Consider the following 22,779-nt stretch of genomic DNA (forward strand, 5'->3'; position numbering starts at 1 on the left):
AACCTCCAAAAGTGTTACTCCGGACTCTCACGATACCAACCGCTTGTCGAAACCTCATCGGCATAACGGATGAATGCGGCCGGCAGTTCCCGAAGCTCGCTCCGAGCCTCTTCGACATTGCCGTTTTTGGCCGACTGCTCGATCGTGGAAGACAGCGCCCGTAACTCTTCAGCCGCCACCGTCGCTGCGGATCCCTTGATGGTATGGGATATATGACGAATCCGATCGGTCTGGCCACTCGTTACAGCCTCCTGCAGTTCGCGTATCTGCACTGGAGTATCGAGCATAAACTGAGCAATGATGATCCTGATGATCTCCTCGTCGTTCTGAAGGCGCAATAAAAGCTCGTCGATCTGAAAAACCGGCCCGTCATATACGCTGCCCCCTCCGCCGGATGAACCGGTCTTACTCTGGTTTTGATTCTCCATATGCCTGCACATGATAAATGTTTAACATACAACCAGCATCCCCGCTCTGTTCGGGCCCGGCAAGGTAATCAGTCAACAGATGGCCACGGGATCCTTTTGCCTGGCAGTACCTTGAGCGACAGCCCTCCATGAGGAGTTTCCCGACGGAACGAAACGTCCGGAGTGAATCAAAGCAATGAGGTCTATCGCTTTCATGTCTGCCGAAAACATGATTTTCATGAGGGATAATCCGCGGGTGCGGATTTTAAAACCAATATACACATGGAGTTGCTGGAGGACAAAAAAACGGCTTATTTTCTATAAAAAACAGAGCGCCCGGTAATATAAAGGAACTATCGGCGACAAACCAGAGTAAACATATCCGTCACATATCCGTCACCCGGAAATAGGAACAGCTCTTTTTCTCAGTCTGTCAGGTAATATTCGAGTGTCGATACCACCCTGATTTTCTTGATATGCGGCGTATTGCTGTCGCGATTCTCTATGGTGAACTGACCCTGAGTCGCACTTTTTATCTTCCCGAGGCGGCTTTTGGAGTCGCTGGCGAATTTTTCGGCAACCGCGCGGGCATTCATGGTCGCCTCCTCGATCATTGCCGGCTTCAGTCTGTTCAGTCCGGTGTAGAGAAACTCGGTTTTCGCGTCGTAATTCTCTCCTGAAACCGCAACCCCGAGCTTGCCGAGATCGACAAGCTTCCTGATCGTCTTTCGAACAAGCTGGACCTCCCCGGTATAGACGCTGACAGTAGAGCTTCCCGCATATCTGAACGCAAAGCGGTTCGCATCGCCATATCCCTGCGCCTGCCGGTCGATAACCGCTGGAGCCGATATCGAAATATCCTTCGCGTCGAATCCGGCGGAGATCAGAAAATCGTACACCAACCTGTTTTTTTCCTCGATAGCGCTTACCAGGGCGCCGAGATCGTCTGCGGCAACTTCGAACTTGATCGGCCATATGGCTACATCCGCAGTAACTTCCTTCTCGGAAAGCCCCTTTACGGATACGGAACGCTCGAGCGATTTGAGTTTGGTAACCCCTGATGAAAGGAGAAATCCTGCAATCACAAGACCGGCGCAAAGAAAAGCGCCGAGAATGAATGCTTCAGCAGTGCGTCTGTTATTCATCGATCGTCTGTAATTGATTTTTTATTGCGCTTGTGCCCCGGTTCTGCCTTACAAGGCTTCCGGCAAGGAAAAAGTTCCTCTGCTGGCAAGGACTGCGGATATGCTGTCGAAGGAACAATTATCCTGCATTGACGGATCCGCGATTTTCGACAAGCGAAAGATAACGGTCTATCAACGCGCCGTTCACCGCAGCCCATGACTGTCCGTCGGCATAATCGAGACCTTTCTGCCGCATGACCGAAAAGTTCATGGTATCTTCGAGCAGATTCCGGCAGTGAACATAGAAATGATCGATATCGCCTGCTCTGGCAACCTGTCCGGCTCCCGATTTTCTTACCAGTTCCATGCATCCGCCGACATCGGAAACGACTGCAGGCAACCCTGTTGCAAAGGCTTCAAGCACGACGTTGCCGAATGCCTCTGTCGTTGAGGGAAAAAGAAAAACATCACCGCATGCGTATGCTTCAGGCAGCGATACGCCTGTCAGATAACCGGTGAATACCGCATCAGGCATCCTTCTGCGCATCTCGGCTTCTTCAGGACCTGAACCGATCATGACAAAACGCACCCTGTCCCCATACCCGTCTTTCATGAAACGTTCGTAAACGCTCATAACCACCTCGATATCCTTGTACAGCACGAACCGTCCGGCATAGACGAACACGGTTCTGCCCGGAGCACCCCATTCCCGGCGAAGCGCTTCGGAGCGCCGTAACGGATTGAACAGCTCCCTGTCGATACCTCTCGACCATATTTCCACATTCCGGATGCCCTGCCGCTGCAGGTTCTGCCTGACGATATCGTTTGGCGCAAAAAGCAGATCACATGTATTGTAGAACCAGCGGAGATACTTCCAGACAGGTTTTTCTGCCAGTCCCAGCTTGTAATAGCCGAGATAGGAAGGGAAATCGGTATGATAAACCGATACAACGGGAAGCTTTTTCTTCTTCGCATAAAGCAGGAACCTTCGGCCGACAATATCGGGCGTGGAGATGTGCACGATATCCGGAGCAAATGCGTCGAGCTGCTTTTCAGTCGCAGAACCGAAAAAGCCGAATTTATAATCGGGATAGAGCGGAATGGGAACCGAGGGAAGGCGGTTGACTTTCAGGGAGCCATGACTGTCCTGTTCCGATACGTCCGGAGACCATACGACAACCTCATGGCCGTGTTTCCTGAACGAGGCGACAAGCTGGTAAATGGAGCGTACCGCGCCGTCCTTGTCCTTGACGTATGTCCCCGCATACAAGGCAATCTTCATGGCATTCCGGAAAACCGGATCATAGCAGTTTACCAGGCACACCTATTCCATGGTGTCATCAGTGACAACATGATCGGCTGCCGGCAGTAAAAAAGCTAAAGTAACATTTCCGCGGAAAAAACCATCGTGCCGCAGCAAGAGGAACCATCACTTCATGCAGAGATCAACCACCACCGGATTGACCAGTCGCTTGAAGTCACGGTAAGCAAGTCTGACAAGTTCGGTATGAAAACCGGCATTGAAGGCTATATCGTCGTCTTCTTCAAGTTCTTCGGCAACATAAACGTCCAGACCGTAAAGATTTCCGAAGGGAGGCATTGCGCCTATCTCGCATTCCAGAAAAAGAATGGCGAACTCCTGCTCTCCGGCAAGTTCCACATCCCTCGTACCGATGAAATCCCTGAGACGTTCAAGATCGAGCTGCCTTGAAGCCGGAAGCACCGCCATGGCCAATTTCCCTTCAATGGAAACCATAACCGTTTTTGCGAGTTCTTTTCCCGGCACATGAGCCGCTGCGGCAATCTCCTGGGCGGTATACGCTGGAGAGTGACTCACCACGAAGTATTTCACGCCATGGCTGTCAAGAAATTCCCTCAATCTGCGAATAGGCATGTTCATGCTCCTGGTTGAAGTTATATTTGGATTTGCGAACAACGATACACTCCTCCTGAAGACACCTGTCGGTTTCTCTTCAGAAGCTCACCCTGAATCCAAACAGCAGATTGTGGCTGTTTATGTCCATTTCGTATGTTTTCGTACCAAGCTCGATGTCAGGATCGGCAGAAGCGAAGTAACGATATTTGGCATCGATTGTAACATGGGAGGAGACCTGAAAACCAACCCCGGCACCAACCTGAACCGCAAGAACACCGTCGCTGCCGTCCTCTCCGAGAGCATCTACGTCAACCTTCGCATAGCTGAGACCGGCGCTCACGAACGGAACGATTCTGCTCCGCTCGAGCTGAAAATCAAGGTAGCCGTTAGCCATGAAAGAGAGCACTGAAACGTCGCTGCCGAGATTGTCGATCTCGTTTTTCTGGTATGCAACCTCACCTTCTACCCGATACCCGTCGTAATCCATGCCGAGAGCGCCGCTGAAAGCCGCTCCGGAATCATATTCCGGATCACCGAGATACGGCCCGTTAATGGTGAGCTTGTCGCCGCTCAGAAAAGCGAAACCGGTCGATCCCCCCACATAGGGCGTGGCCGCCCGGGCATGTGAAGAAAAGAATAAAACAAACGCTGAAATGAAGAACAACCCCCGAAGAACCCGCATCATAATTGACTCCAGTTAGTATTAGTTAAGGGGTAAAACACATTTGAAGCACAATAGAGATAAAAGCTTCGTAAATGAAAGTTACATATTTCAGATACAAGCCTCAACTGCTTTTTTAACAGGGCACCGGCTGAATGCTATCGGCACAACGTCCGGAGAAGAGGCAATGCCGCATCATAGCCCGCCTTGATAATATCGGGAACCTGCGCTGTATCGACAAGGTTGAACGCCGACAGGTCCGGGGTAATGCAGAGATCAGCATCTTCGATCTGTACTGCGGTAGCACTCGCTATAGCGCTGTAGAACGCATTGAGCAGCACGGCAACGATATGCTGCGGCTGCCGGAAAACATGCTTTCCCAGTAGATCAACGCAGATCGCCTTCCTTGCTCCGATAGAACGGACTGACGATACAGGCACATTTTCAACCAGAACGCCGTCGACAAGCATTCTGCCGTTATACTCCACCGGCCTGAAAACTCCCGGTATGCAACTGCTCGCCATCACAGCCGACGCGACATCTCCTTCGGTGAAAACGACCTTGTCTCCGGTAGATATGTCGGTCGCCACAATGGCAAGAGGTACAATGGCGTCCTCGATATTTTTCCGTCCGAGAAGGTCCGTTACGATTCCTCCGAACTTCCTGTTGGAAAGAAGTCCATACTGGGAGAGCGAAATACCCGACAGATTCAGCCAGTCAAGATCGAGTGCGACCTCCCGGATCTCCAGCGGTGACTTGCCGAAGGCATAGAGAGCGCCTATAAATGCACCTATACTCGTTCCGCTTACAAATTCAACGGGTATGGCGAGCTCTTCTGCAGCCTGCAGGACTCCCACATGCGCAGCCCCGAGAACAGCGCCGCCTCCAAGCGCAAGACCGTATGCTTTCATCCGTCAAAACAACATGTTACGAACAATGCCAGCTTGCTGCGATTCAGCCCAGATAACGTACAATCTCTTTCAGAAAGAGGTATTTTTTCCGGTTGTACGGCGGATAGCGCAGTCCCGGGTCGGGAAATACTGATTTAACAAGAACGCTTCTCGATACCGAAAAAGTTTCAAAACCGGCTCTGCCATGGTATCTGCCAAAACCGCTCACGCCGGAACCTCCGAAAGGCAGCGTATGGATTGCCGACTGAAAAAGAATGTCGTTACAGCAGAAACCGCCGGATCGAGTCTGGCGAAGTACCTGTTCAATCACGGCCCGGCTTCGCGTAAAAAGATATACGGCAAGAGGATCGCTCCGTTGCCGTATACAGGCAATGGCCTGATCGATTGCCGTATAGGTCATAACAGGAAGCAGCGGCCCGAATATTTCCTCCTGCATCAGCGGCGAATCAGCTGAGACCCGAAGAATAGTCGGGGCAATAAAACGGTCAGACCGGTCGCGTTGCCCCCCCGAAACAATCTCGTCAGACTGCATCAGGCTTTCGAGCCGAAGAAAATGCCGATCATTGACGATCCTCGAATAATCAGGGCTTGAGGCGGGATCGGGACCGTAAAACTTTGAAACGGCCTGCTGCATGAGCGCAAGCAGAGGCTCCCGGATCTTTTCATGCACAAGCAGATAGTCGGGGGCGATGCATGTCTGCCCTGCGTTGAGGAACTTCGCCCACACGATACGGCGGGCTGCGGCAGCAAGATCGGCATCGCATTCGACAATACAGGGGTTCTTGCCTCCCAGTTCAAGAACCACCGGAACGATATGGCGGGCTGCGGCAAGCATTACATCGCTCCCGCCCGACCGGCTTCCCGTATAAAAAATGAAATCGAACGGCAGTTCGAGCAGGGCGCGAGTTTCCTCGATCCCCCCTTCCACAACCCGTACCGCCCTGCCGTCGAGATAGGTTCCGAGAAGCCCTGCAATAAGCGCAGAAGTATGCGGCGCAGACTCCGAAGGCTTCAGCACAGCGCAATTTCCCGCTGCCAGCGCTGAAACCAGAGGGGCAAGCACCAGCTGCAATGGATAGTTCCATGCACCGATGATCAGTACCACGCCATGCGGTTCGGGGCATACCGACGCGCGTCCGAAAAGATAGTGCAGCGGCACGCTCCGGCCTTCAGGCCGCATCCAGCGCCTCAGATGCCTCAATGCCTGGCGGATTTCACCGGAAACAAAGGAGAGTTCCGTAAGATATGTCTCCTCTGCCGATTTGCCGAGATCGGCAGAGACCGCAGCGTAAAGTTCCTCTTCCCGCTCGACGAGAAGTCGTCGAAGAGCAAGCAACTGACCGCGGCGCCACGCATAAGAGCTGAAGAGGCCGCTCCTGAAAGCCGATCTCATCCCATCGAGAATCGGTCGAAAACAACTGTTTTCCATAGGTTTCAAAGACTATAAAAATGATTCCCGGTACACCGGAAACATCAGAGGCGTCCGTTACCGGACTTTCGAAGCGCCCGGAAGACACACTTGGCAATCCCGCCGCTTTTTCGCTACATTACCACAATTTTTCTTATCAAATAATAACAACACTTCTCATGGACTGGATAACCCGGCCTGAAGCATGGGCCGCACTGGCTACGCTTACGGCTCTCGAAATCGTGCTCGGCATAGACAACATCATTTTCATCTCGATCATTTCCGGACGGCTGCCTGAATCTCAGCGAGACAGAGGAAGGGTGCTCGGCCTCGGCATCGCCATGATTTCGCGCATCATCCTTCTGCTCTCGATCACCTGGGTCATGAGCCTCACGGTCTCCCTCTTCACCGTTGCGGGACACGATATTTCAGGCCGCGATATCATTCTGCTTACAGGAGGCCTCTTCCTGCTTGCAAAAAGCACCCATGAAATCCACCAGAGTCTCGAAGGAAGCGAATCCGCACGCAAACAGTCCGCAACTGCAGGATTTCTCGTAACGCTCCTGCAGATAGCTGTCATAGACATCGTATTCTCCCTTGATTCGGTCATCACGGCAATCGGACTTGCCGAAGATGTGGAAGTCATGATCATCGCCATCGTCATATCGGTAGGCATTATGATGCTCGCGGCAAAAGCAATCAGCGAGTTCGTCGAACAGCATCCTACCATCAAGATGCTCGCGCTCAGCTTCCTGATCCTTGTCGGCGTCACCCTGCTTGCCGAAGGCGCCGATTATGAAATCCCGAGAGGGTACATCTACTTCGCCATGGCGTTCTCCGTAACCGTCGAAATGCTCAATATACGCCTGAGAAAAAAAGAAGCTGAGCCTGTACACCTGCACCACAGAAACCTGGATATGGAAGGGTGAACGGCATACGTCGCAGAAACCAGTCAAAGGCGACCTCAGACATACCCATGTAATACGCACGGATGTTGCCGGGGTTTTGTACATTTGAATGTTAGCCATGAGCCCGGCGCAACAGGTCAATGCAACAAAGCGATCGATATGCCCATACCATCCGCACTGCCCCCCGAGAAAGTCTACAGGAAATGCGATCCTGCAGAATTTCGCTTCGACACCACCGAAGAACTCGACGGAACCCTTGAAATAACAGGTCAGGAGCGCGCGCTCGACGCCATAAGCTTCAGCATCGGCATGCTTCATGACGGATTCAATCTCTTTGCTCTCGGCCCGAACGGCACCGGCAAGGAAACCGCCGTCATGCACTATCTCGACACAATTGCGCCCGATGCCGGCATACCCGATGACTGGTGCTATGTCTACAATTTTGAAAAACCGCGGCACCCGTCAGCGCTCCAGCTGCCTCCGGGAAAAGCCTGCAAGCTCTCTTCCGATATGGACCGGATGGTAGAAGCGCTCTTCAGCGTCCTGCCGACAGCGTTCAGCAGCGAAAACTACCAGGCGCAGGAAAAAATCATCAGGGAAACGTTCCAGGATCAGCAGTCATCCTCGATCGAAGAGATTGAAAAACGCGCTGCCAAAAGCGATATCGCGCTCATCCGTACCCCTGCAGGCTTCGCCTTCGCTCCGGTAAAAAACGGCGAAGTGCTCAAGCCTGAAGAGTTCATGCTGCTCGGCGAGAACGAACGGGAAAAAATAGAAAAAGAAATCGAATCACTCAAAAACGCCATGCAGTCCGTCATGGCGCAGATACCGAAATGGCAGCGTGAAGCTCAGGATAAAATCAAGGAACTCAACCGTCAGATCGCGGGTTTCGCCATCCGGCCGCTGTTCACAGAACTTAAATCCGGTTTCGGCTCAATCGAACAGGTCTCGGCCTATCTCGACAAGGCTGAAAAGGATATCATCGACCATTTCGACCACTTTCTTGAAAAAGAAAGCACGCACCAGGAGTTCCTCCCCGGCATTTCGGCCATGAAAGGCAGTTTCTTCAACCGCTACAAGGTTAACGTACTGGTCGACAACGGAACGGCAACAGGAGCGCCGGTCATCATCGAGGAGAAACCAGCCTGTCAGAACCTGCTCGGCGACATAGAACATCTCTCGCAGATGGGTACACTCGTCACCGACTTCACGCTCATAAAACCGGGTGCTCTGCACCGGGCCAACGGAGGCTATCTGCTCATCGACGCACGAAGGCTGCTCATGGAACCTCTCGCCTGGGAAACGCTGAAAAAAGCCCTGCGCACCCGGCAGATCCGCATCGAGTCCCTTGCCCAGCTCTACAGCCTGATCAGTACCGTATCTCTCGATCCCGAGCCCATTCCACTCAACGTGAAGGTGATCCTGCTCGGCGAACGCATGCTCTATTACCTTCTTTCGAACTACGATCCGGACTTCGGCGAGCTGTTCAAGGTTGAGGCCGACTTCGAGGACGACCTCAGAAACACTCCCGAAAACCGAATGGGCTATGCCCGCATCATTGCCGCTGTTGCCATGGAAGGAAAGCTGTGTCATTTCGAGCGCAGCGCCGTAGCGCGAATCATCGAACACGGAAGCCGCCTGTCGGGCGATGCCGAAAAAGTGAGCGCACATATGCAGAGCATCGCCGATCTTGTCCGCGAAACCGATTTCTTTGCCAGAAAAAACAACAGACAGCATGCAACGGCCGAAGATGTACAGAAAGCAATAGATGCCCGTATCATGCGGGCATCCCGCACCCGTGAACGCATTCGCGAAGCCACTCTCCGAAACACCATTCTCATCGACACGGACTCTGAAAAAACCGGTCAGATAAACGGTCTCGCAGTGTACGGCCTCGGTGGCCTGAGCTTCGGACACCCCGGCAGAATAACGGCAAGAGTAAGCATCGGCAAGGGCGAAGTGCTCGATATAGAGCGGGAGGTCGAAATGGGCGGACCGATCCACTCGAAAGGGGTACTGATCCTTTCGGGCTTCCTTGCCGCACGCTTCGGCATCGAGCTACCGCTCTCGCTCTCCGCCACGCTGGTTTTCGAACAGTCTTACAGCAGTGTTGAAGGCGACAGCGCCTCATCGGCCGAACTCTACGCGCTGCTCTCCGCCCTTTCGGAAACGCCCATCCGGCAGTGGCTTGCCGTAACAGGATCAGTAAACCAGCACGGAGAAGTTCAGGCCATCGGCGGCGTCAACGAAAAGATCGAGGGATTCTTCGACCTTTGCCGGGCTCGCGGACTCAACGGCAGACACGGCGTGCTCATACCGGCCTCGAATATCGATAACCTCATGCTCCGCTCCGACGTAGTCGATGCCGTCCGGCAGGGCATCTTTTCAATCTATCCGGTTCGTCATATCGACGAAGGCATCGAACTGCTTACCGGAATACCCGCCGGAGAACCCGACAAGAACGGCCTGTACCCCGAGAAAAGCATCAACGGCAAAGTCAGCTTCCGACTGAAAGAGATGGCGCTGAAGATGAAAAAATACAGTTCGGAATACAATGGAAACGGAGAGTGATCATGCAGGAAAGAACGCACAGCAACCTGAAAAATCATGAAAATCCCGGCCCGCCTGAAATACGGAGCATCGCCGTCGGCATCGACTGCTCTCCTCACAGCCTGGCGTCACTGAAAACCGCAGCAGACCTTGCATCCAGAATGCACGCCGAGCTGCTCGGAATCTTCGTCGAGGATATCAATCTTCTCCGCCTGACCGAACTGCCCTTCTGCCAGGAAATACGTCAGTACAGCCCTGAACCTGAAAAGATCGAGAGTATGGAACTCGAAAGAATGCTCCGTTCGCAGGCCAGACAGGCTGAAGCGTCGCTGCAGCGCGAAGCGGAAATCTTCAGGGTCCGCCATACATTCAGCGTCCGAAGGGGTAATGTTCCCAAAGAGGTCGTAGCCGCCGCTCTCGAAGCTGACCTGCTCGTACTCGGAAGGAGCGGCCGATCGCCAACCTGCCGCAAGGGACTCGGCTCGACAGCAAGAAACGCACTGTCCGGCAGCCTGAAAAACATTCTGCTGATGCGCACGGGTTATGCTGCGGAAAACGAAGCCGTACTGGTGCTCTGCGACGGATCCGACGCTTCGAAAGCAGCCCTTGCCATTGCCATCAGGATGCTGCATCCCGGCAACACTCTGCATATATTGCTTTTGCCGCAATATGAAGGACATGAACATCTTCTTGAAACCGAACTGGCCCGACAGCTTCCCCCCGGTATGCTCCGGGTTGAATACCATGTGCTTCCGCCCGTATCCGACAGCCGGATCCTTGCAAGATACATCCGTATGGCCGATTCCGGCCTCCTGGTACTCAGCGACCGCATGAACCTGCCTGCCGAAACCGTGCACAGCCTCATCAACGATATCGATTACCCGATTCTGCTGGTGAGAACGTAGAATATGGTTTCAGGCAGCCGGAAACAATCCGCTTTCGCGCAATCCGTCGATCATGAACTGGACGGCAAGCGCCGAGAGGATAATGCCGATAGTCCGGCTGATAACATGAAGCCCTGTCACGCCAAGCAGTTTCCGCACCTGCCCGGATACCATAAGGAAAAGCATGGTAAGAAAAAGCACCGCAATCAGCGCGGCTGTAACCGATGCCTGCCGCTCCAGGTCTCCGCCGGCATCGGCCATCAGGAGCACTGTCGCGCCGATGGTTGCAGGGCCGGCGATAAGGGGCATGGCGAGGGGAAAAACCGACAGATCGCTTTTCTGCATAGCCTCCATTTTCTCCTCGTCCGACGACCGGCCCCCTCCGCCTGCCCCACCTCCGAACACCATGTCGATAGCGAACAGCAGAAGCAGAACACCGCCCGAAATCCTCAGTGCAGCAAGGGATATGCCGAGATAGTCAAGCAGCGCCGTACCGAATAAAGCGAAAAAAAGCAATATCACCGCAGCGATCAGGGTGCCCTTGAACGCTGCAGCCCGTCTTTCGGTTTCGGAATAGTAAGGAGTGAGCGCCGCAAAAAGCGCGGCCAGATCAAGAGGCCCTATAGTGGCGAAAAACGTCGCAAAAGCAACAGCAAAACTCTTCAGCATAACCATCCCCCCATCTGTAAGTGCGCCGTTAACCTCCCATCATAACTCATAACGCCTCACGTCTCACCGCTCACAGCCAACGCCCGTCAACGCATCGCTATCCGCTCCATCAGAATCGCCGCGGATACCGATGCGTTGAGCGATTCGACGCGCGGCTTCTCGCCTGCATGGGGTATTCTCACCAGCCGGTGAGCAAGCGCCTGAACCGCAGGACTCACCCCGTTAGCTTCGTTACCGATCACCAGCACCACTTTCCGGGGCCAGGAGCCGTACTCGCGAAAATCGTGCCCGTCGAGAGACGAAGCGGCAACAGAGTAGCCTGCGTCGGCAAGCCGTTGAAGTTCAAGATATATTGAATCCACGCCGTAATGCGGTAATGCATAAATGCTTCCTGCAGAAGAACGCACCGTTTTCGGATTGTATCGATCTGCGCAACCCGGGCTGCAGATCATTGCATCGGCGCCGAACCAGGCCGCGGTTCGCAGAATCGTACCCACGTTACCGGGATCCTGAACCTCGTCGAGAGCCACGATCAAAGAACATCGGGTTATTTGTTCAGGTTCGAAAGGAACAAACCGCTGCTTGCGGAAAACGCCGAAAATCCCGGCAGGCGTTGCGGTCTGGCTCAACCGGGCGCACTCCTTTTCAGTCAGCACGAATACTTTGCCGGGATATCTTGAATGAAACACCTCGGCGTTTTGTTCCTCCAGCCTGAACAGCAGGGCATGCAGAAGATCGGGATCCGGCAGGTGTTCAAGAAGTTCGCTGACTGTACGCAATCCTTCGGCAAGAAACAGTGCTTCGGCATCGCGATGTCTTTTCTGGTGCAGTTTGCCGTAAATCTTCAATTCAGCCTTGCTTACAGGCGGCACGTCTTGCTGTCTCACGGCCTTGCCCCAGGCTTCTTCAGCTTCGCAATTACGGATTTCGGATCATGCGACCAGTCGGAGGGCGGAGCGCTGCTTCCCTGCGAAAGTCCGGCGACATCGAGGTCGACTGTAAACCCGTCATCGCCGGCTTCATCCCCGCGATCCGGAGAGGTCATGCACCGCCGTATATAGTCGTCGAAACTGCCGCGATCAAGCGAAAAAGCCTTGATGGTATCTTCGAGCGAACGGCTGACGTTCTCGCGAATCTCCTCCTTCTCCCCGCATGCCATCATGCGGATTTTTTCCATAACCTCGACCCGGCTCACGCCGCTGATGCCCGCTTTTCCGGCAAGCTCCTGAAACGCCTTCTCATCGAACCGTTCGATGGCCTCATGCAGCTTTTCGAGCCCTCCGAACAGATCGGCATGCGCCCTGATGGCCTGCTCGAGCGGCATGGAGGAAGGGGCGGCATTCGGTTTGCCCTCCTGCGGTTTTGCCTGCCTCCCGCGAAGAAACTCTTCGTCAACCTCGTAACCCGCCAGGAGGTCCTTCATACCCTCCTCGCGCATCGCTCTTGCACGCCGCATGGAAACCGACTCTATAGCCGCTCCGCCTCCCTGTTCCCTCATCATGCCAGCTGAAAACATCATGCCGCAAAGCGCGACGTATATCACCAGAGCGAGCAGCATCCATCCGGTATCCATGCCGCCGAAAGCCGCAACGGCAAGCTCCGCGACAAGCAGAACAGCCGAAAGCGCAAAAAGAAGTTTTCCCGTGAGGCGTTCGTCCATAGACTGTAATCCTTGTTTTCGGTTCTTCGTAATAAAATGAATGTACATGTTATGCGGGAAAATAACACAACCTCTCCGGAAAGGCTGCTACTGGTTGTGACGATGAGAAGAACGCTCGCGGTACAGTCGCCCGGTGAATCCCCCGTCTCTTTCGAACGATTGCGCAAGCGCCTGAATCTGCCGGTGGAAGAGCGCAGGCCACCGCAATGAGCGTCAATGCAGCGTTGGCTGCGATTTCCGGAAGAATCGACGAGGTTGACCTGGTGGGCGTTGTGGACAGAACTTTTTCTCTTCGTCCACCTCGTCGATTCTTGCTCCTAAAAGTTACAATAACCACCATCATTTTGCTATTATCCCCTGAATCCACAACTACACCATGCACAGGAACACCATAGAACTCATCTCCCCGGCAGGCGACTGGACCTGCCTTCGTACTGCGCTGCAGGCTGGCGCCGATGCCGTCTACTTCGGCGCTGAAGGGTACAACATGCGCGCGGCGAGCCGCAGTTTCACGCCGGAGGAGTTGCCCGAAGTCGCGAATGCCTGCCGCGAGTATGGCGCGAAGGCGTACCTTGCGCTCAATACGCTGATCTACGATAACGAAATATCGGGTATGCTCGAAACCGTAACTGCCGCTAAATCAGCCGGTATAGACGCGGTAATCTGCTGGGACATGGCGGTGATCGAGACATGCCGCGCAGAGGAAATGCCTTTCCACATCTCTACGCAAGCTTCGATCAGCAACTACGCTGCCGTGCGGCACTTTGCCGCTCTGGGGGCATCGATGATCGTGCTTGCCCGGGAACTGACGATTGAACAGATAACAGCCATCACGGAATCTATCCGTCGGGACGACCTGCCGGTAAAGATCGAATGCTTCGTACACGGCGCGATGTGCGTGGCAGTCTCTGGCCGGTGCTTCATGTCGCAGGATCTCTTCGGCAAGTCGGCCAACCGCGGCGAGTGTCTGCAACCCTGCCGACGCAAGTACAGTATCACCGATACTGATGAAAAATTCGAGCTGGAGCTCGGCGAGGATTACGTCATGAGCCCTGAAGATCTATGCGCAATCGAGTTCATTGACGTGCTCGTCGATGCCGGCATATCAGGTTTCAAGATTGAAGGCCGGAATCGCAGCCCGGAGTATGTTCAGTTCACTACAGCTGCATACCGCAGGGCTATCGATGCCTTTTTTGCTGAAGAAAACACGGCTGAAGGCAGGAAAAGGTTCAGAAAAACGGCGGAAAAATTCAAAGAGGATCTTTCGCGAGTCTACAACCGGGGATTTTCCGAAGGTTTCTATTTCGGTCAGCCGTTCGATGCCTGGGCAAAACGATACGGCTCTCTGGGTACCGAAAAGAAAACCTACATCGGCATCGTGCAGAAATACTACCCGAAAGCAGAAGTGGCGGAAATCCTGATCCATGCGCGCGGCCTGCAATCGGGCGAAACCCTCTCGATCCAGGGACCCGAAACCGGACTGGTGCTTTTCGATGATACACGGTTCTACTGTAACGAAGAGCCTGCGGAACAGGCCGGAAAAGGTGACCTCGTCACCCTCAGATGCGACCGCGTCCGCAAGGGCGACAAGGTGTATGTTATTGAAAAGAGGTGATCGATAATCAGTGGGCAGTGGGCCGGAAAGCAGTGCAGCGCTGTTTATGTTTTTTTGTCCTTTTGGCCCTTTTTGTCCCTTTCATCCTTGATATCCTTTTTCTCCTTTTTCCGAAAACCGCAACTACAGCTTGCTTTGCCGGGCTGCTTTTCCGTAATTTGACTGAAGACCTCCCGAAAGCGAAACGCCATTCGCACCATTCAGGCATAACGTAATAAAGAGGAGCCGCTGGATCATGATCTACAAAGTCATTTCCAAGCCGGAGTTCAGAAAGTTCATCGACGCGCTCGTCCGAGAGAACACGTCGTTCGGACCGCGCCAGGTGGACACTGCGGCCAACGGCGATCCGGTATACAAGTTCATGCCGGTTGCCTCCGCAGACGAAATCGAGTTCGATTACACGGCTACAGCCTCGTCCGCCAAACACTTTTTTCTGCCCTTCCGCGAAGAGCTTTCCCGGTTCTCCTTTCACGATTGCAGCTTTGAACAGCATATCGCCTACAACGCCGATCCGGTTGTGCTTATCGGGCTCAGACCATGCGATATCAGCGCGCTGAACATCCTCGACGACGTGCTGCTCAACGGCCGCTACCCGTCGCCCTACTATCTGGCAAAGCGCAAGAACACCTTCGTGATCGGCATGGACCATCTGCCGCTTCCCGACTGTTTCTGCAAATCGCTTGCCCACCATACGGTGTCAACCGGCTTCAACCTCTTCTGCTCGGACATCGGCGAGAAATACTATCTTTCCATCAATTCATCGAAAGCGTTCACCTATCTCGAGGAATTTCAGACCGAAGAGCCTTCCTACGAAGACAACTGCCTCATGACCCGGAGGCGCAAACTGATCTCCGAAAGCTTCAGAACCGAAGTCGACGTCACCAGCCTGCCAAGCATCCTCGACATCGAGTTCGAATCCCCTGTCTGGGATAAATGGGGAGCCAAATGCCTGAACTGCGGCACCTGCGCCATGGTCTGCCCTACCTGTTACTGTTATTCGGTAGATGAACATTTCGACATCGACCTGAAAGGCGCATCGAGACACCGGCAACTCTACTCATGCAATCTCGTGGATTTCGCCGTGGTGGCTGGCGGGCACAACTTCCGTCCGAAAAATGGTGACCGGCTTAAATACCGATACTACCACCAGCACCGGGGATTTGCCGAAAACGCCAACCAGCAGATCTGCGTCGGCTGCAACCGATGCGGCAGAGCATGCCTCACCGGCATAAACCCGAAAGCGGTTATCAATGACCTCAGAATGGAGAAAGAATCATGCATGACTTGCGTTTCACCATCCCCCGACAGGACCTGAACCGCGAAGCGTTTGCCTCTTCGGTGCCCGATTTCAACCTGAAATCGGATCTCATGAAAACCGATATGGGCTATAAATGCCGAATCACCAACATCGTCAGTCTGACGGAACAGGAAAAACTCTTTCGACTCCGCATCGTCGATCCGGAGGAACGCCGTATTTTCCGGTTCAAACCCGGCCAGTTCATCATGCTCGAACTTCCCGGGTTCGGCGACGTGCCGATTTCCATATCGAGCTCCAACAGCAATCACGAGTTCATCGAACTCTGCATCCGTAAAGCGGGACATGTAACTTCGGCACTCTTCAGAATCGAACCCGGCATGCACGTAGCCATCCGCGGCCCCTTCGGCTCCTCGTTTCCCATGGACGAGATGGCTGGTCACCATGTACTGCTCATCGCAGGAGGCCTCGGCATAGCACCGCTTCGTGCGCCGCTCTTCTGGATCAACGAGCACCGCGACCGGTTCCGGGATGTACACCTGCTCTATGGAGCCAAAGAACCATCGCAGCTCCTTTTTTCCTACCAGTTCGAGGAGTGGAAAACCATCAGCCATATCCGGCTGCAAACGATCGTCGAACATGCGGATGCGGAATGGAAGGGCAGTACCGGCATGATCACCGAACTCTTCGGGGATATCAGCATCGACGCGAAAAACACCTATGCCATCGTTTGCGGGCCACCGGTCATGTTCAAGTTCGTCTGCAGCTGCCTCGACCGGCTCGGCATACCAATGAACAGGATGTTCGTTTCTCTTGAACGGAGGATGCACTGCGGAATGGGCAAATGCTGCCGCTGCATGGTAGGCTCGACCTTCACCTGCATCGACGGCCCGGTTTTCGACTACTGGTCGGTCATGAACCTCAAGGAAGCCATTTAACGTAACCGGTATGAACCAACAGGGCATGCATTTCGAAAAACTGAAGATCGCCTCGTTCGACTTCACCTGCTGCGAAGGGTGCCAGCTCCAGCTCGCCAACAACGAGTCGTCGCTTCCCGCGTTCTTCGAGCTGCTTGACGTGCGCGCCTTCAGGGAGATCTCATCGGAGAAGCATGACGACTACGACATCGCGCTCGTGGAAGGCAGCATCAGCCGAAGCGACGAAATCGATCGGCTTCTGGCCATAAGGAAGCAGGCGAAAATTCTTGTGGCATTCGGAACATGTGCCTGTTTCGGCGGAGTCAACAGCCTGAAAAACCGCATTCCCATAGAAGAAAGCGTCGTTGAAGTCTACGGAGAGCACCAGGTTGAAACCCTTCCGGTACGTAAAATAAGCGACATCGTGCAGGTGGACATCTCCATCCCGGGCTGCCCTGTCGCAAAGGAGGAGGTCGAACGGATCGTGGTGAGCCTCGTAACCGGCTCTAAAGTCAACCTGCCTAAATACCCCGTCTGCGTTGAGTGCAAGCAGCAGATCAATACATGCCTGTTCGATCTTGGCGAAATCTGCCTCGGCTCGATCACGAGAGCGGGCTGCAGCGCCGTCTGCACATCCGGCAAAACCCCCTGCCTCGGATGCCGCGGTCCGGCGGAGGACATCAACTTTCCCGCGTTCACGGAACTGGTGAAGGAGCGAGGACTCAGCGAAAGCGATCTTCAGGAAAAACTCGGATTCTACAATGCATTCGAAACGTACCGCACCGATGAAACTTGACTGTTCCATTGATATACACCATCTGACCAGAGTTGAAGGCCACGGAAACATCCATATACGGGTGGAACAGGGAATGCTTGCGGAGGCTCGCTGGGATGTTGTGGAAACGCCGAGATTTTTCGAGGTCATGGTAAAAGGCATGAGCGCCGAGCGCGTGCCGTTTCTCACCTCGCGCATCTGCGGCATCTGTTCGATCAGCCACGCCCTTGCAAGCATCCGCTCACTCGAACGCGCCATGCAGGTGACGCCTCCTCCCGCCGCCGAAGCCGTAAGGCTGCTGGCCATGCACGGCGAAACCCTGCAGAGCCACGCCCTGCATCTCTTCTTCCTTGCAGCGCCCGATTTCGCGGGCACGCCGAGCGTCTTGCCGCTCTTGCAGTCGCATCCCGAACTCGTCAAGGCAGGACTGCAGCTCAAGGAACTGGGCAATGAAATCAGCATTGTAACTACGGGCCGGTGCACCCACCCGGTCAGCCTCGTCGTTGGAGGGCTCAGCAAGGCGCCGGACAAAGATCGGCTGAAGCTCCTGCTCGGTATGATCGGCGAACGCAAAACCGCGCTCGCGGTTGCCTGCGACTTCTTCGCCTCTCTCGATATTCCGAAATTCGAGCGTGAAACCGAATTCATCTCGCTCCACAACGGCGTCAGCTACCCCTTCATCGGCGGCGATCTCCGCTCCACCGACGGAGTCCTCCGGAATGAAAACGACTACCTCCTGATGACCAACGAGTACCTCGCGGAACCCTCCACCTCGAAATTCACCCGCTGCAGCCGGGAATCGTCGGCAGCAGGCGCGCTCGCCCGTTTCAACAACAACAGCGCCTTCCTGCATCCAGAAGCACGAAAAGCCTCTGAGCACCTTGGTCTTCGACCGGTATGCCACAACCCCTTCATGTGCAACATCGCGCAGCTCGTCGAATGCGTGCACATCCTCAACGATGCGGAAACACTCATCGCGAAATTGATCGACATGGATCAGCCGGAGATCCGCACGCAGTTCACTCCGAAAGCCGGCTCGGCAACGGGAGCCGTCGAGGCACCGCGCGGCATTCTCTACCACCACATGGAAACCGATGAGGAAGGCAAGGTAGTGAAAGCCGACTGCATCATTCCCACCACACAGAACAACGCCAACATCCACTACGATCTCGGGGCCCTTGCCCGGCAGGCGCTCGAAGAGGGAAAAAATGACCGGGAAATCGAAAAGCTCGCAACCATGCTGGTGCGCTCTTACGATCCCTGCATTTCATGCTCGGTGCATTAGGGGCTTTGTCAGAATCCAAAGCGCTTCAGCATCCTGCCGGTCAGTGCCGCAAGCTCCTGTCTGGCCCCGGGATCTCCGGCGACCGAAGAGTAGCGTGCAGGCCGGAGGTTCTCGAAATACTCGCCGTTACAGCCGCCCCGTGCAATCTCAATGACCGTCCCGTACACCTCTTCGCCGCCCTGCGAAACATCGTCGCCGCCGAGTGACCATCCCGCATGCAGGAGCTTCGTGGCAATCACGCCGGGATCGAGCGAATTCGAGCGCAGCGGATCAGCGCCGCAGGCAGAGTCAATCGTGAACATGATATTGAACAGCTTGCTCCGCGCATAGGCGTCGTACCCCGACCAGCTCCGCTCGCCCTGCATGTTGCCGGGATCGAACCCCGCACTGTGGTGATCAACGGAGCTGACGTTGAGAACCGAGCCGCAGTTTGCAAGCAGCACCGGCCTGACAACGTTCGTCAGCAAAACATGTGCGAGGTAATTGACCGAGAACGTCGTCTCGTACCCTTCCTGCACAAGCGTCCGAACGGGCATATAGACCGCCGCGTTGTTGATCAGAAGATCGATACCGGAGTAACGTTCGCACAGCTTTTGACCCATGGCATACACAGCGTCGAGATCGGTAAAATCGGCTTCGATCGCTCCGAACGGCTCCCTGCCTGTGCTCCGTAAAATATCCGCGCATGCAGCCCGGATTCTCGAAGCACTGCGGCCATGCACGATCACCCGGTGACCCGCAGAAGCGAACCGCTTCGCCGCGGCAAGCCCGATACCGTCGGTGCTGCCGGTTATGCAGAGTGTCAGCGCTTTCATACTATTTGCTCCTCATGTATGCACAGTCAGGGGTCATTCCTGACGGTGCAGGTCTACTGAAAACGATACCCGAAATTTCCCGCCCCATGGACGATGACACCGGCAGACATGATACGGTTGTTATTCTCCGTCTCCGGTACAGCAAAGAAAGCAGAATGCAGCGCCTTATCATCGGTCACACCTTCACCACCCCACGGCACTCGGGATAGCCTGTACAGCCCCGGAACTGCTGCCCCTCGTTATTGCCGGCCCTGGCCGTTCGCAAAACCATGGGACCGCCGCATTGCGGACATGATGGTATTACAGTTCCAGGTTCAGGTTGCCGGGAGATCTCCCTGCGCCTGCGTTCCCGCTCGGCGAGACGGGCTGCAGCAAGTTGCTCGCTGTACCCACCCTCTTCAACAAACGCCGCCTCCAGCGCGGCAATCTGTCGGTCGAGCAGATAGTTCGCCTGATGGATCAGGCAGATGATAGCATTTGCCCGAACATCGGCACTCTCATGCTCCAGCCAGAAAGCATACAGCGCCCAGCGCTCCTGATCGGTCAGATCAGTCAGATCCGACTGATTTGACTGATCTGACCGATCTCTTCTGAACCGCTGCGGAACTTCGCGAACAGCACTCGCTTCAGCGCTCGAGGATGCCCACTGCATCAGATGCTGATGGCGCAGGAATATATGGATGACCAGTGGCAATATGTTCAGCTTCTGACTTTTTCAGATCAGCATAGATAGCCCGCAAGTCATGGCCAAATTTGGCTGCGTGACGCCGAACCATTTCCCTATCTGCATCGCTCTCAGAGGTAATCTCTTTTTTGCCGTTTGCACCCTGAGAAACAAACGTGAGGCACAGCTCCTTGTGAATAGTTTATGTATCGTAATTCGTATTTTCCGTTAAATTGCCGTACAAAACAAGAGCCGCCATAAAGACAATAGAAGAGAATTTTGTCGTTCAGTTGTCAGTGGAAGGGCAAGAGGCTTTTGCCGAAGCCCTGCTGAACCCACCGAAACCAAATAACGCTCTTCGACGAGCATTCGAAAGGCATTCGGCACTTACAGGCAGACACGACTGACCCGCCTTTTTCGATCATCCCCCCGTCAACCGGCGAACATCAGAAATCCGGATTCTGCTGCGGTTCAAGCCTGCTTGACCGATATTTTTTCCAGTCACGAACGAATTGCAGGTTTCTACACGCTTTCAGCAGCCCAGATCCCGTTGCTGTAACTGCCTGAAAAACTGGCCGACAAGATGCCCCATTATCATGCAGTACCGGCATCGAGACCGGGACGACTCGCCATCGATAAAAACTATCAGGGAGAGGGACTTGGGAGCACGCTCATTGCAGACGCACTGATGCGCTCATCAAGTTCTTCAATGGCTGTTTATGCCTTGCTGGTCGATGCAAAAGACGAAAGTGCAGCGAGGTTTTACCTGCACCATGGATTCATTCCCTGTGTCGGTGCACCTCATACATTGTTTCTGCCAATAGGCACACTCAGAAAACTCTGACAGCTCATCAGCAGCAACCGTCAACTACGGGCCGAACCGTTTCGCCACCGGCATCAGTCTCAAAGGTTGCATCTTTTTTTCGGCTATTTTTATACTCGATGATAAAATCAGCCGAACCGGGCTGTACACAACAACCTCCCATCATGCTGCTGACCGGACCTCGCCAAATCGGCAAGTCCGGGAAAAGATGCCACTGGCCATTTTAAGGCCCTTCAAACCCTGAAACAACCGATCGGGCAGGGATGCATCGTCTCGCTTACCCCCATGTATCTCCCGATCACATCTACCATCGATAACGGACCTGCAGGAATGGTGTAACCCGAAATCAGCAATACAGGTCATGATTGCTATGTGAACCGCGCCAGCATGCAGTACCTGTTATTGGTATGGAACAGGAAAAGCGAGAGATGTGTGACAAGGAACGGTGACAGTGTGCCCTTCGTCATTCTTCCGGAGATTTTCATGGATCAGTCCGATCAGTCGGCTCCATCGGATCCGACTGATCTTTTACACCTTCACCACCCCACGGCACTCGGGATAGCCTGTACAGCCCCAGAACTGCTGCCCCTCGTTTTTGCCAGCCCTGGCCGTTCGCAACACCATGGGGCTGCCGCATTGCGGACACGAGGGAATGGCCCCGGCTGGCATCAGATGTCGGGAGGTCTCGCTGCGCCTTCGTTCCCGCTCGGCGAGACGGGCTGCAGCAAGTTGCTCGCTGTACCCACCCTCTTCAACAAACGCCGCCTCCAGCGAGGCAATCTGCCGGTCGAGCAGATAGTTCGCCTGATGGATCAGGCAGATGATAGCATTTGCCCGAACCTCGGCACTCTCATGCTCCAGCCAGAAAGCATACAGCGCCCAGCGCTCCTGATCGGTCAGATCAGTCAGATCCGACTGATTTGACTGATCTGACCGATCTCGTCTGAACCGTTACGGAACTTCGCGAACAGCACTCGATTCAGCGCTCGACGATGCCCACTGCCTCAGATGCCGATGGCGCAGGTAGTCTTCATAGTCAAGAAGAAGCTCTTCGAGGCTCGATCGCGCAACATTGACCAATCTCAGTTCAGTCTGCGAAGAGGTCGCCGCAGCGCGACTGCCTTCCGCGATGTTCTGCCGACCTGAACGTGCGGTCTGAATCATCTGGTCGAGCGTCCGCGATCTCGAATCGATGAACTTCTCGCAAAACCAGTACGTGGCATCGTAAATCAGAGTAGCCGTCTGAAAACTGGCAGCTTTACGATAGCCGCCGCTTGGTCTCAGCTTCTTCATGGTATTCCGTGAAAAATCGTCCCTTTTCGCATACCAGGTTTAACGGTACAGGATTGCGCAAAGAACGTCAGGTTTTGAACGATTATACCTTGTAAAGGTACAGGTTTCTCCTCGGATTTTGAACCGGCGCAGCATCTCGCCGGGCAAGCAGATCTCCGGCGACCGATGAGTAGCGTGCGAGCGGAGGTTCTCGAAATACTCGCCATTCCAGCGGTTTTATGCAATCTCCCTCACCGTCTCATAAACCTCTTCACCGACGGGAGACCATCAGGCGAAATG

24 protein-coding genes are annotated in these 22,779 nt (G+C 54.4%); 10 read left to right on the forward strand and 14 right to left on the reverse strand.

Annotated elements, in window-relative coordinates; genetic code table 11:
• Positions 1–14: 14 nt before the first annotated feature.
• The 7 genes from K4305_RS02965 to K4305_RS02995 form a co-directional block, all read right to left on the reverse strand.
• The gene (locus K4305_RS02965) at positions 15–428 is read right to left on the reverse strand and encodes an Hpt domain-containing protein (RefSeq protein WP_331560849.1); all 414 of its coding nucleotides are present in this window, start codon (positions 426–428) and stop codon (positions 15–17) included.
• Positions 429–832: 404 nt separating this feature from the next.
• The gene (locus K4305_RS02970) at positions 833–1,552 is read right to left on the reverse strand and encodes an SIMPL domain-containing protein (protein ID WP_331560850.1); all 720 of its coding nucleotides are present in this window, start codon (positions 1,550–1,552) and stop codon (positions 833–835) included.
• Between the two features lie 118 nt (positions 1,553–1,670).
• Complete coding sequence (locus tag K4305_RS02975; RefSeq protein WP_331560851.1) at positions 1,671–2,813, reverse strand: glycosyltransferase family 4 protein; 1,143 nt, start codon at positions 2,811–2,813, stop codon at positions 1,671–1,673.
• Positions 2,814–2,960: 147 nt separating this feature from the next.
• Entirely contained in the window at positions 2,961–3,425 is a 465-nt protein-coding gene (locus K4305_RS02980) for an aminoacyl-tRNA deacylase (protein ID WP_331560852.1), read from the reverse strand.
• Positions 3,426–3,504: 79 nt separating this feature from the next.
• A complete protein-coding gene (locus tag K4305_RS02985) occupies positions 3,505–4,092 on the reverse strand; it encodes an outer membrane protein (RefSeq protein WP_331560853.1) in 588 nt (195 codons plus the stop codon).
• A gap of 134 nt (positions 4,093–4,226) precedes the next feature.
• Positions 4,227–4,979 (reverse strand): patatin-like phospholipase family protein, encoded by a 753-nt coding sequence (locus tag K4305_RS02990; protein ID WP_331560854.1) that lies wholly within the window; start codon positions 4,977–4,979, stop codon positions 4,227–4,229.
• Between the two features lie 43 nt (positions 4,980–5,022).
• Positions 5,023–6,372 (reverse strand): aldehyde dehydrogenase family protein, encoded by a 1,350-nt coding sequence (locus K4305_RS02995; protein ID WP_331560855.1) that lies wholly within the window; start codon positions 6,370–6,372, stop codon positions 5,023–5,025.
• A gap of 194 nt (positions 6,373–6,566) precedes the next feature.
• Between K4305_RS02995 and K4305_RS03000 the strand changes: the two genes are divergently transcribed.
• The 3 genes from K4305_RS03000 to K4305_RS03010 all read left to right on the forward strand — a co-directional run bounded on the left by K4305_RS03000 (position 6,567) and on the right by K4305_RS03010 (position 10,750).
• Positions 6,567–7,316, forward strand: a complete 750-nt coding sequence (locus tag K4305_RS03000; protein ID WP_331560856.1) for a TerC family protein — start codon at positions 6,567–6,569, stop codon at positions 7,314–7,316.
• A gap of 138 nt (positions 7,317–7,454) precedes the next feature.
• Positions 7,455–9,866 carry a Lon protease family protein gene (locus tag K4305_RS03005; protein ID WP_331560857.1) on the forward strand — a complete coding sequence of 804 codons (2,412 nt, stop codon included), beginning with the start codon at positions 7,455–7,457 and terminating at the stop codon, positions 9,864–9,866.
• Between the two features lie 2 nt (positions 9,867–9,868).
• Entirely contained in the window at positions 9,869–10,750 is an 882-nt protein-coding gene (locus tag K4305_RS03010) for a universal stress protein (protein ID WP_331560858.1), read from the forward strand.
• Between the two features lie 9 nt (positions 10,751–10,759).
• Here K4305_RS03010 and K4305_RS03015 read toward each other — a convergent pair whose 3' ends face one another.
• The 3 genes from K4305_RS03015 to K4305_RS03025 all read right to left on the reverse strand — a co-directional run bounded on the left by K4305_RS03015 (position 10,760) and on the right by K4305_RS03025 (position 13,058).
• Positions 10,760–11,398 (reverse strand): MarC family protein, encoded by a 639-nt coding sequence (locus K4305_RS03015; protein ID WP_331560859.1) that lies wholly within the window; start codon positions 11,396–11,398, stop codon positions 10,760–10,762.
• A gap of 86 nt (positions 11,399–11,484) precedes the next feature.
• A complete protein-coding gene (locus K4305_RS03020; protein ID WP_331560860.1) occupies positions 11,485–12,285 on the reverse strand; it encodes a TrmH family RNA methyltransferase in 801 nt (266 codons plus the stop codon).
• Positions 12,282–13,058, reverse strand: coding sequence for a hypothetical protein (locus tag K4305_RS03025; protein ID WP_331560861.1), 777 nt, complete (start codon positions 13,056–13,058; stop codon positions 12,282–12,284). The genes K4305_RS03020 and K4305_RS03025 overlap by 4 nt, the downstream gene beginning before the upstream one ends.
• Before the next feature lie 376 nt (positions 13,059–13,434).
• Here K4305_RS03025 and K4305_RS03030 point away from each other — a divergent pair, with 376 nt between their 5' ends.
• The 5 genes from K4305_RS03030 to K4305_RS03050 all read left to right on the forward strand — a co-directional run bounded on the left by K4305_RS03030 (position 13,435) and on the right by K4305_RS03050 (position 18,905).
• Positions 13,435–14,673 (forward strand): peptidase U32 family protein, encoded by a 1,239-nt coding sequence (locus tag K4305_RS03030; protein WP_331560862.1) that lies wholly within the window; start codon positions 13,435–13,437, stop codon positions 14,671–14,673.
• A 235-nt stretch (positions 14,674–14,908) separates the two neighbouring features.
• Positions 14,909–15,988, forward strand: a complete 1,080-nt coding sequence (locus K4305_RS03035; RefSeq protein ID WP_331560863.1) for a 4Fe-4S dicluster domain-containing protein — start codon at positions 14,909–14,911, stop codon at positions 15,986–15,988.
• 53 nt (positions 15,989–16,041) lie between these two features.
• The gene (locus K4305_RS03040; RefSeq protein WP_331560985.1) at positions 16,042–16,866 is read left to right on the forward strand and encodes an FAD/NAD(P)-binding protein; all 825 of its coding nucleotides are present in this window, start codon (positions 16,042–16,044) and stop codon (positions 16,864–16,866) included.
• Positions 16,867–16,876: 10 nt separating this feature from the next.
• Positions 16,877–17,641 (forward strand): NADH:ubiquinone oxidoreductase, encoded by a 765-nt coding sequence (locus K4305_RS03045; protein WP_331560864.1) that lies wholly within the window; start codon positions 16,877–16,879, stop codon positions 17,639–17,641.
• Entirely contained in the window at positions 17,631–18,905 is a 1,275-nt protein-coding gene (locus K4305_RS03050) for a Ni/Fe hydrogenase subunit alpha (RefSeq protein ID WP_331560865.1), read from the forward strand. Before K4305_RS03045 ends, K4305_RS03050 begins: the two co-directional genes overlap by 11 nt.
• Positions 18,906–18,913: 8 nt before the next feature.
• Here the strand turns inward: K4305_RS03050 and K4305_RS03055 are convergent, their stop codons facing one another.
• Entirely contained in the window at positions 18,914–19,720 is an 807-nt protein-coding gene (locus K4305_RS03055; RefSeq protein WP_331560866.1) for an SDR family NAD(P)-dependent oxidoreductase, read from the reverse strand.
• 175 nt (positions 19,721–19,895) lie between these two features.
• A complete protein-coding gene (locus K4305_RS03060) occupies positions 19,896–20,372 on the reverse strand; it encodes a four helix bundle suffix domain-containing protein (RefSeq protein WP_331560867.1) in 477 nt (158 codons plus the stop codon).
• A gap of 245 nt (positions 20,373–20,617) precedes the next feature.
• Here K4305_RS03060 and K4305_RS03065 point away from each other — a divergent pair, with 245 nt between their 5' ends.
• Positions 20,618–20,791 carry a type II toxin-antitoxin system TacA family antitoxin gene (locus K4305_RS03065; RefSeq protein ID WP_331560868.1) on the forward strand — a complete coding sequence of 58 codons (174 nt, stop codon included), beginning with the start codon at positions 20,618–20,620 and terminating at the stop codon, positions 20,789–20,791.
• A 176-nt stretch (positions 20,792–20,967) separates the two neighbouring features.
• A complete protein-coding gene (locus K4305_RS03070) occupies positions 20,968–21,228 on the forward strand; it encodes a GNAT family N-acetyltransferase (protein WP_331560869.1) in 261 nt (86 codons plus the stop codon).
• A gap of 507 nt (positions 21,229–21,735) precedes the next feature.
• On the opposite strand, the gene K4305_RS03075 is transcribed toward K4305_RS03070, so the two are convergent.
• Positions 21,736–22,116 (reverse strand): four helix bundle suffix domain-containing protein, encoded by a 381-nt coding sequence (locus tag K4305_RS03075; RefSeq protein WP_331560986.1) that lies wholly within the window; start codon positions 22,114–22,116, stop codon positions 21,736–21,738.
• A 42-nt stretch (positions 22,117–22,158) separates the two neighbouring features.
• Positions 22,159–22,500, reverse strand: a complete 342-nt coding sequence (locus K4305_RS03080) for a four helix bundle protein (protein WP_331560870.1) — start codon at positions 22,498–22,500, stop codon at positions 22,159–22,161.
• Positions 22,501–22,779: the final 279 nt, after the last annotated feature.

Origin of the sequence: Chlorobium sp., assembly GCF_036528655.1 — a bacterium.
In the GTDB taxonomy this organism is placed as follows: Bacteria; Bacteroidota; Chlorobiia; order Chlorobiales; family Chlorobiaceae; genus Chlorobium.

What these genes read in the sequence shown, in the direction of transcription:
- K4305_RS02965 (WP_331560849.1), bottom strand. Translation starts at nt 428, where the DNA reads ATGGAGAATCAAAACCAGAGTAAGACCGGTTCATCCGGCGGAGGGGGC.
- K4305_RS02970 (WP_331560850.1), bottom strand. Translation starts at nt 1,552, where the DNA reads ATGAATAACAGACGCACTGCTGAAGCATTCATTCTCGGCGCTTTTCTT.
- K4305_RS02975 (WP_331560851.1), bottom strand. Translation starts at nt 2,813, where the DNA reads ATGAAGATTGCCTTGTATGCGGGGACATACGTCAAGGACAAGGACGGC.
- K4305_RS02980 (WP_331560852.1), bottom strand. Translation starts at nt 3,425, where the DNA reads ATGCCTATTCGCAGATTGAGGGAATTTCTTGACAGCCATGGCGTGAAA.
- K4305_RS02985 (WP_331560853.1), bottom strand. Translation starts at nt 4,092, where the DNA reads ATGATGCGGGTTCTTCGGGGGTTGTTCTTCATTTCAGCGTTTGTTTTA.
- K4305_RS02990 (WP_331560854.1), bottom strand. Translation starts at nt 4,979, where the DNA reads ATGAAAGCATACGGTCTTGCGCTTGGAGGCGGCGCTGTTCTCGGGGCT.
- K4305_RS02995 (WP_331560855.1), bottom strand. Translation starts at nt 6,372, where the DNA reads ATGAGATCGGCTTTCAGGAGCGGCCTCTTCAGCTCTTATGCGTGGCGC.
- K4305_RS03000 (WP_331560856.1), top strand. Translation starts at nt 6,567, where the DNA reads ATGGACTGGATAACCCGGCCTGAAGCATGGGCCGCACTGGCTACGCTT.
- K4305_RS03005 (WP_331560857.1), top strand. Translation starts at nt 7,455, where the DNA reads ATGCCCATACCATCCGCACTGCCCCCCGAGAAAGTCTACAGGAAATGC.
- K4305_RS03010 (WP_331560858.1), top strand. Translation starts at nt 9,869, where the DNA reads ATGCAGGAAAGAACGCACAGCAACCTGAAAAATCATGAAAATCCCGGC.
- K4305_RS03015 (WP_331560859.1), bottom strand. Translation starts at nt 11,398, where the DNA reads ATGCTGAAGAGTTTTGCTGTTGCTTTTGCGACGTTTTTCGCCACTATA.
- K4305_RS03025 (WP_331560861.1), bottom strand. Translation starts at nt 13,058, where the DNA reads ATGGACGAACGCCTCACGGGAAAACTTCTTTTTGCGCTTTCGGCTGTT.
- K4305_RS03030 (WP_331560862.1), top strand. Translation starts at nt 13,435, where the DNA reads ATGCACAGGAACACCATAGAACTCATCTCCCCGGCAGGCGACTGGACC.
- K4305_RS03035 (WP_331560863.1), top strand. Translation starts at nt 14,909, where the DNA reads ATGATCTACAAAGTCATTTCCAAGCCGGAGTTCAGAAAGTTCATCGAC.
- K4305_RS03040 (WP_331560985.1), top strand. Translation starts at nt 16,042, where the DNA reads ATGAAAACCGATATGGGCTATAAATGCCGAATCACCAACATCGTCAGT.
- K4305_RS03045 (WP_331560864.1), top strand. Translation starts at nt 16,877, where the DNA reads ATGAACCAACAGGGCATGCATTTCGAAAAACTGAAGATCGCCTCGTTC.
- K4305_RS03050 (WP_331560865.1), top strand. Translation starts at nt 17,631, where the DNA reads ATGAAACTTGACTGTTCCATTGATATACACCATCTGACCAGAGTTGAA.
- K4305_RS03055 (WP_331560866.1), bottom strand. Translation starts at nt 19,720, where the DNA reads ATGAAAGCGCTGACACTCTGCATAACCGGCAGCACCGACGGTATCGGG.
- K4305_RS03060 (WP_331560867.1), bottom strand. Translation starts at nt 20,372, where the DNA reads ATGCAGTGGGCATCCTCGAGCGCTGAAGCGAGTGCTGTTCGCGAAGTT.
- K4305_RS03070 (WP_331560869.1), top strand. Translation starts at nt 20,968, where the DNA reads ATGCCCCATTATCATGCAGTACCGGCATCGAGACCGGGACGACTCGCC.
- K4305_RS03080 (WP_331560870.1), bottom strand. Translation starts at nt 22,500, where the DNA reads ATGAAGAAGCTGAGACCAAGCGGCGGCTATCGTAAAGCTGCCAGTTTT.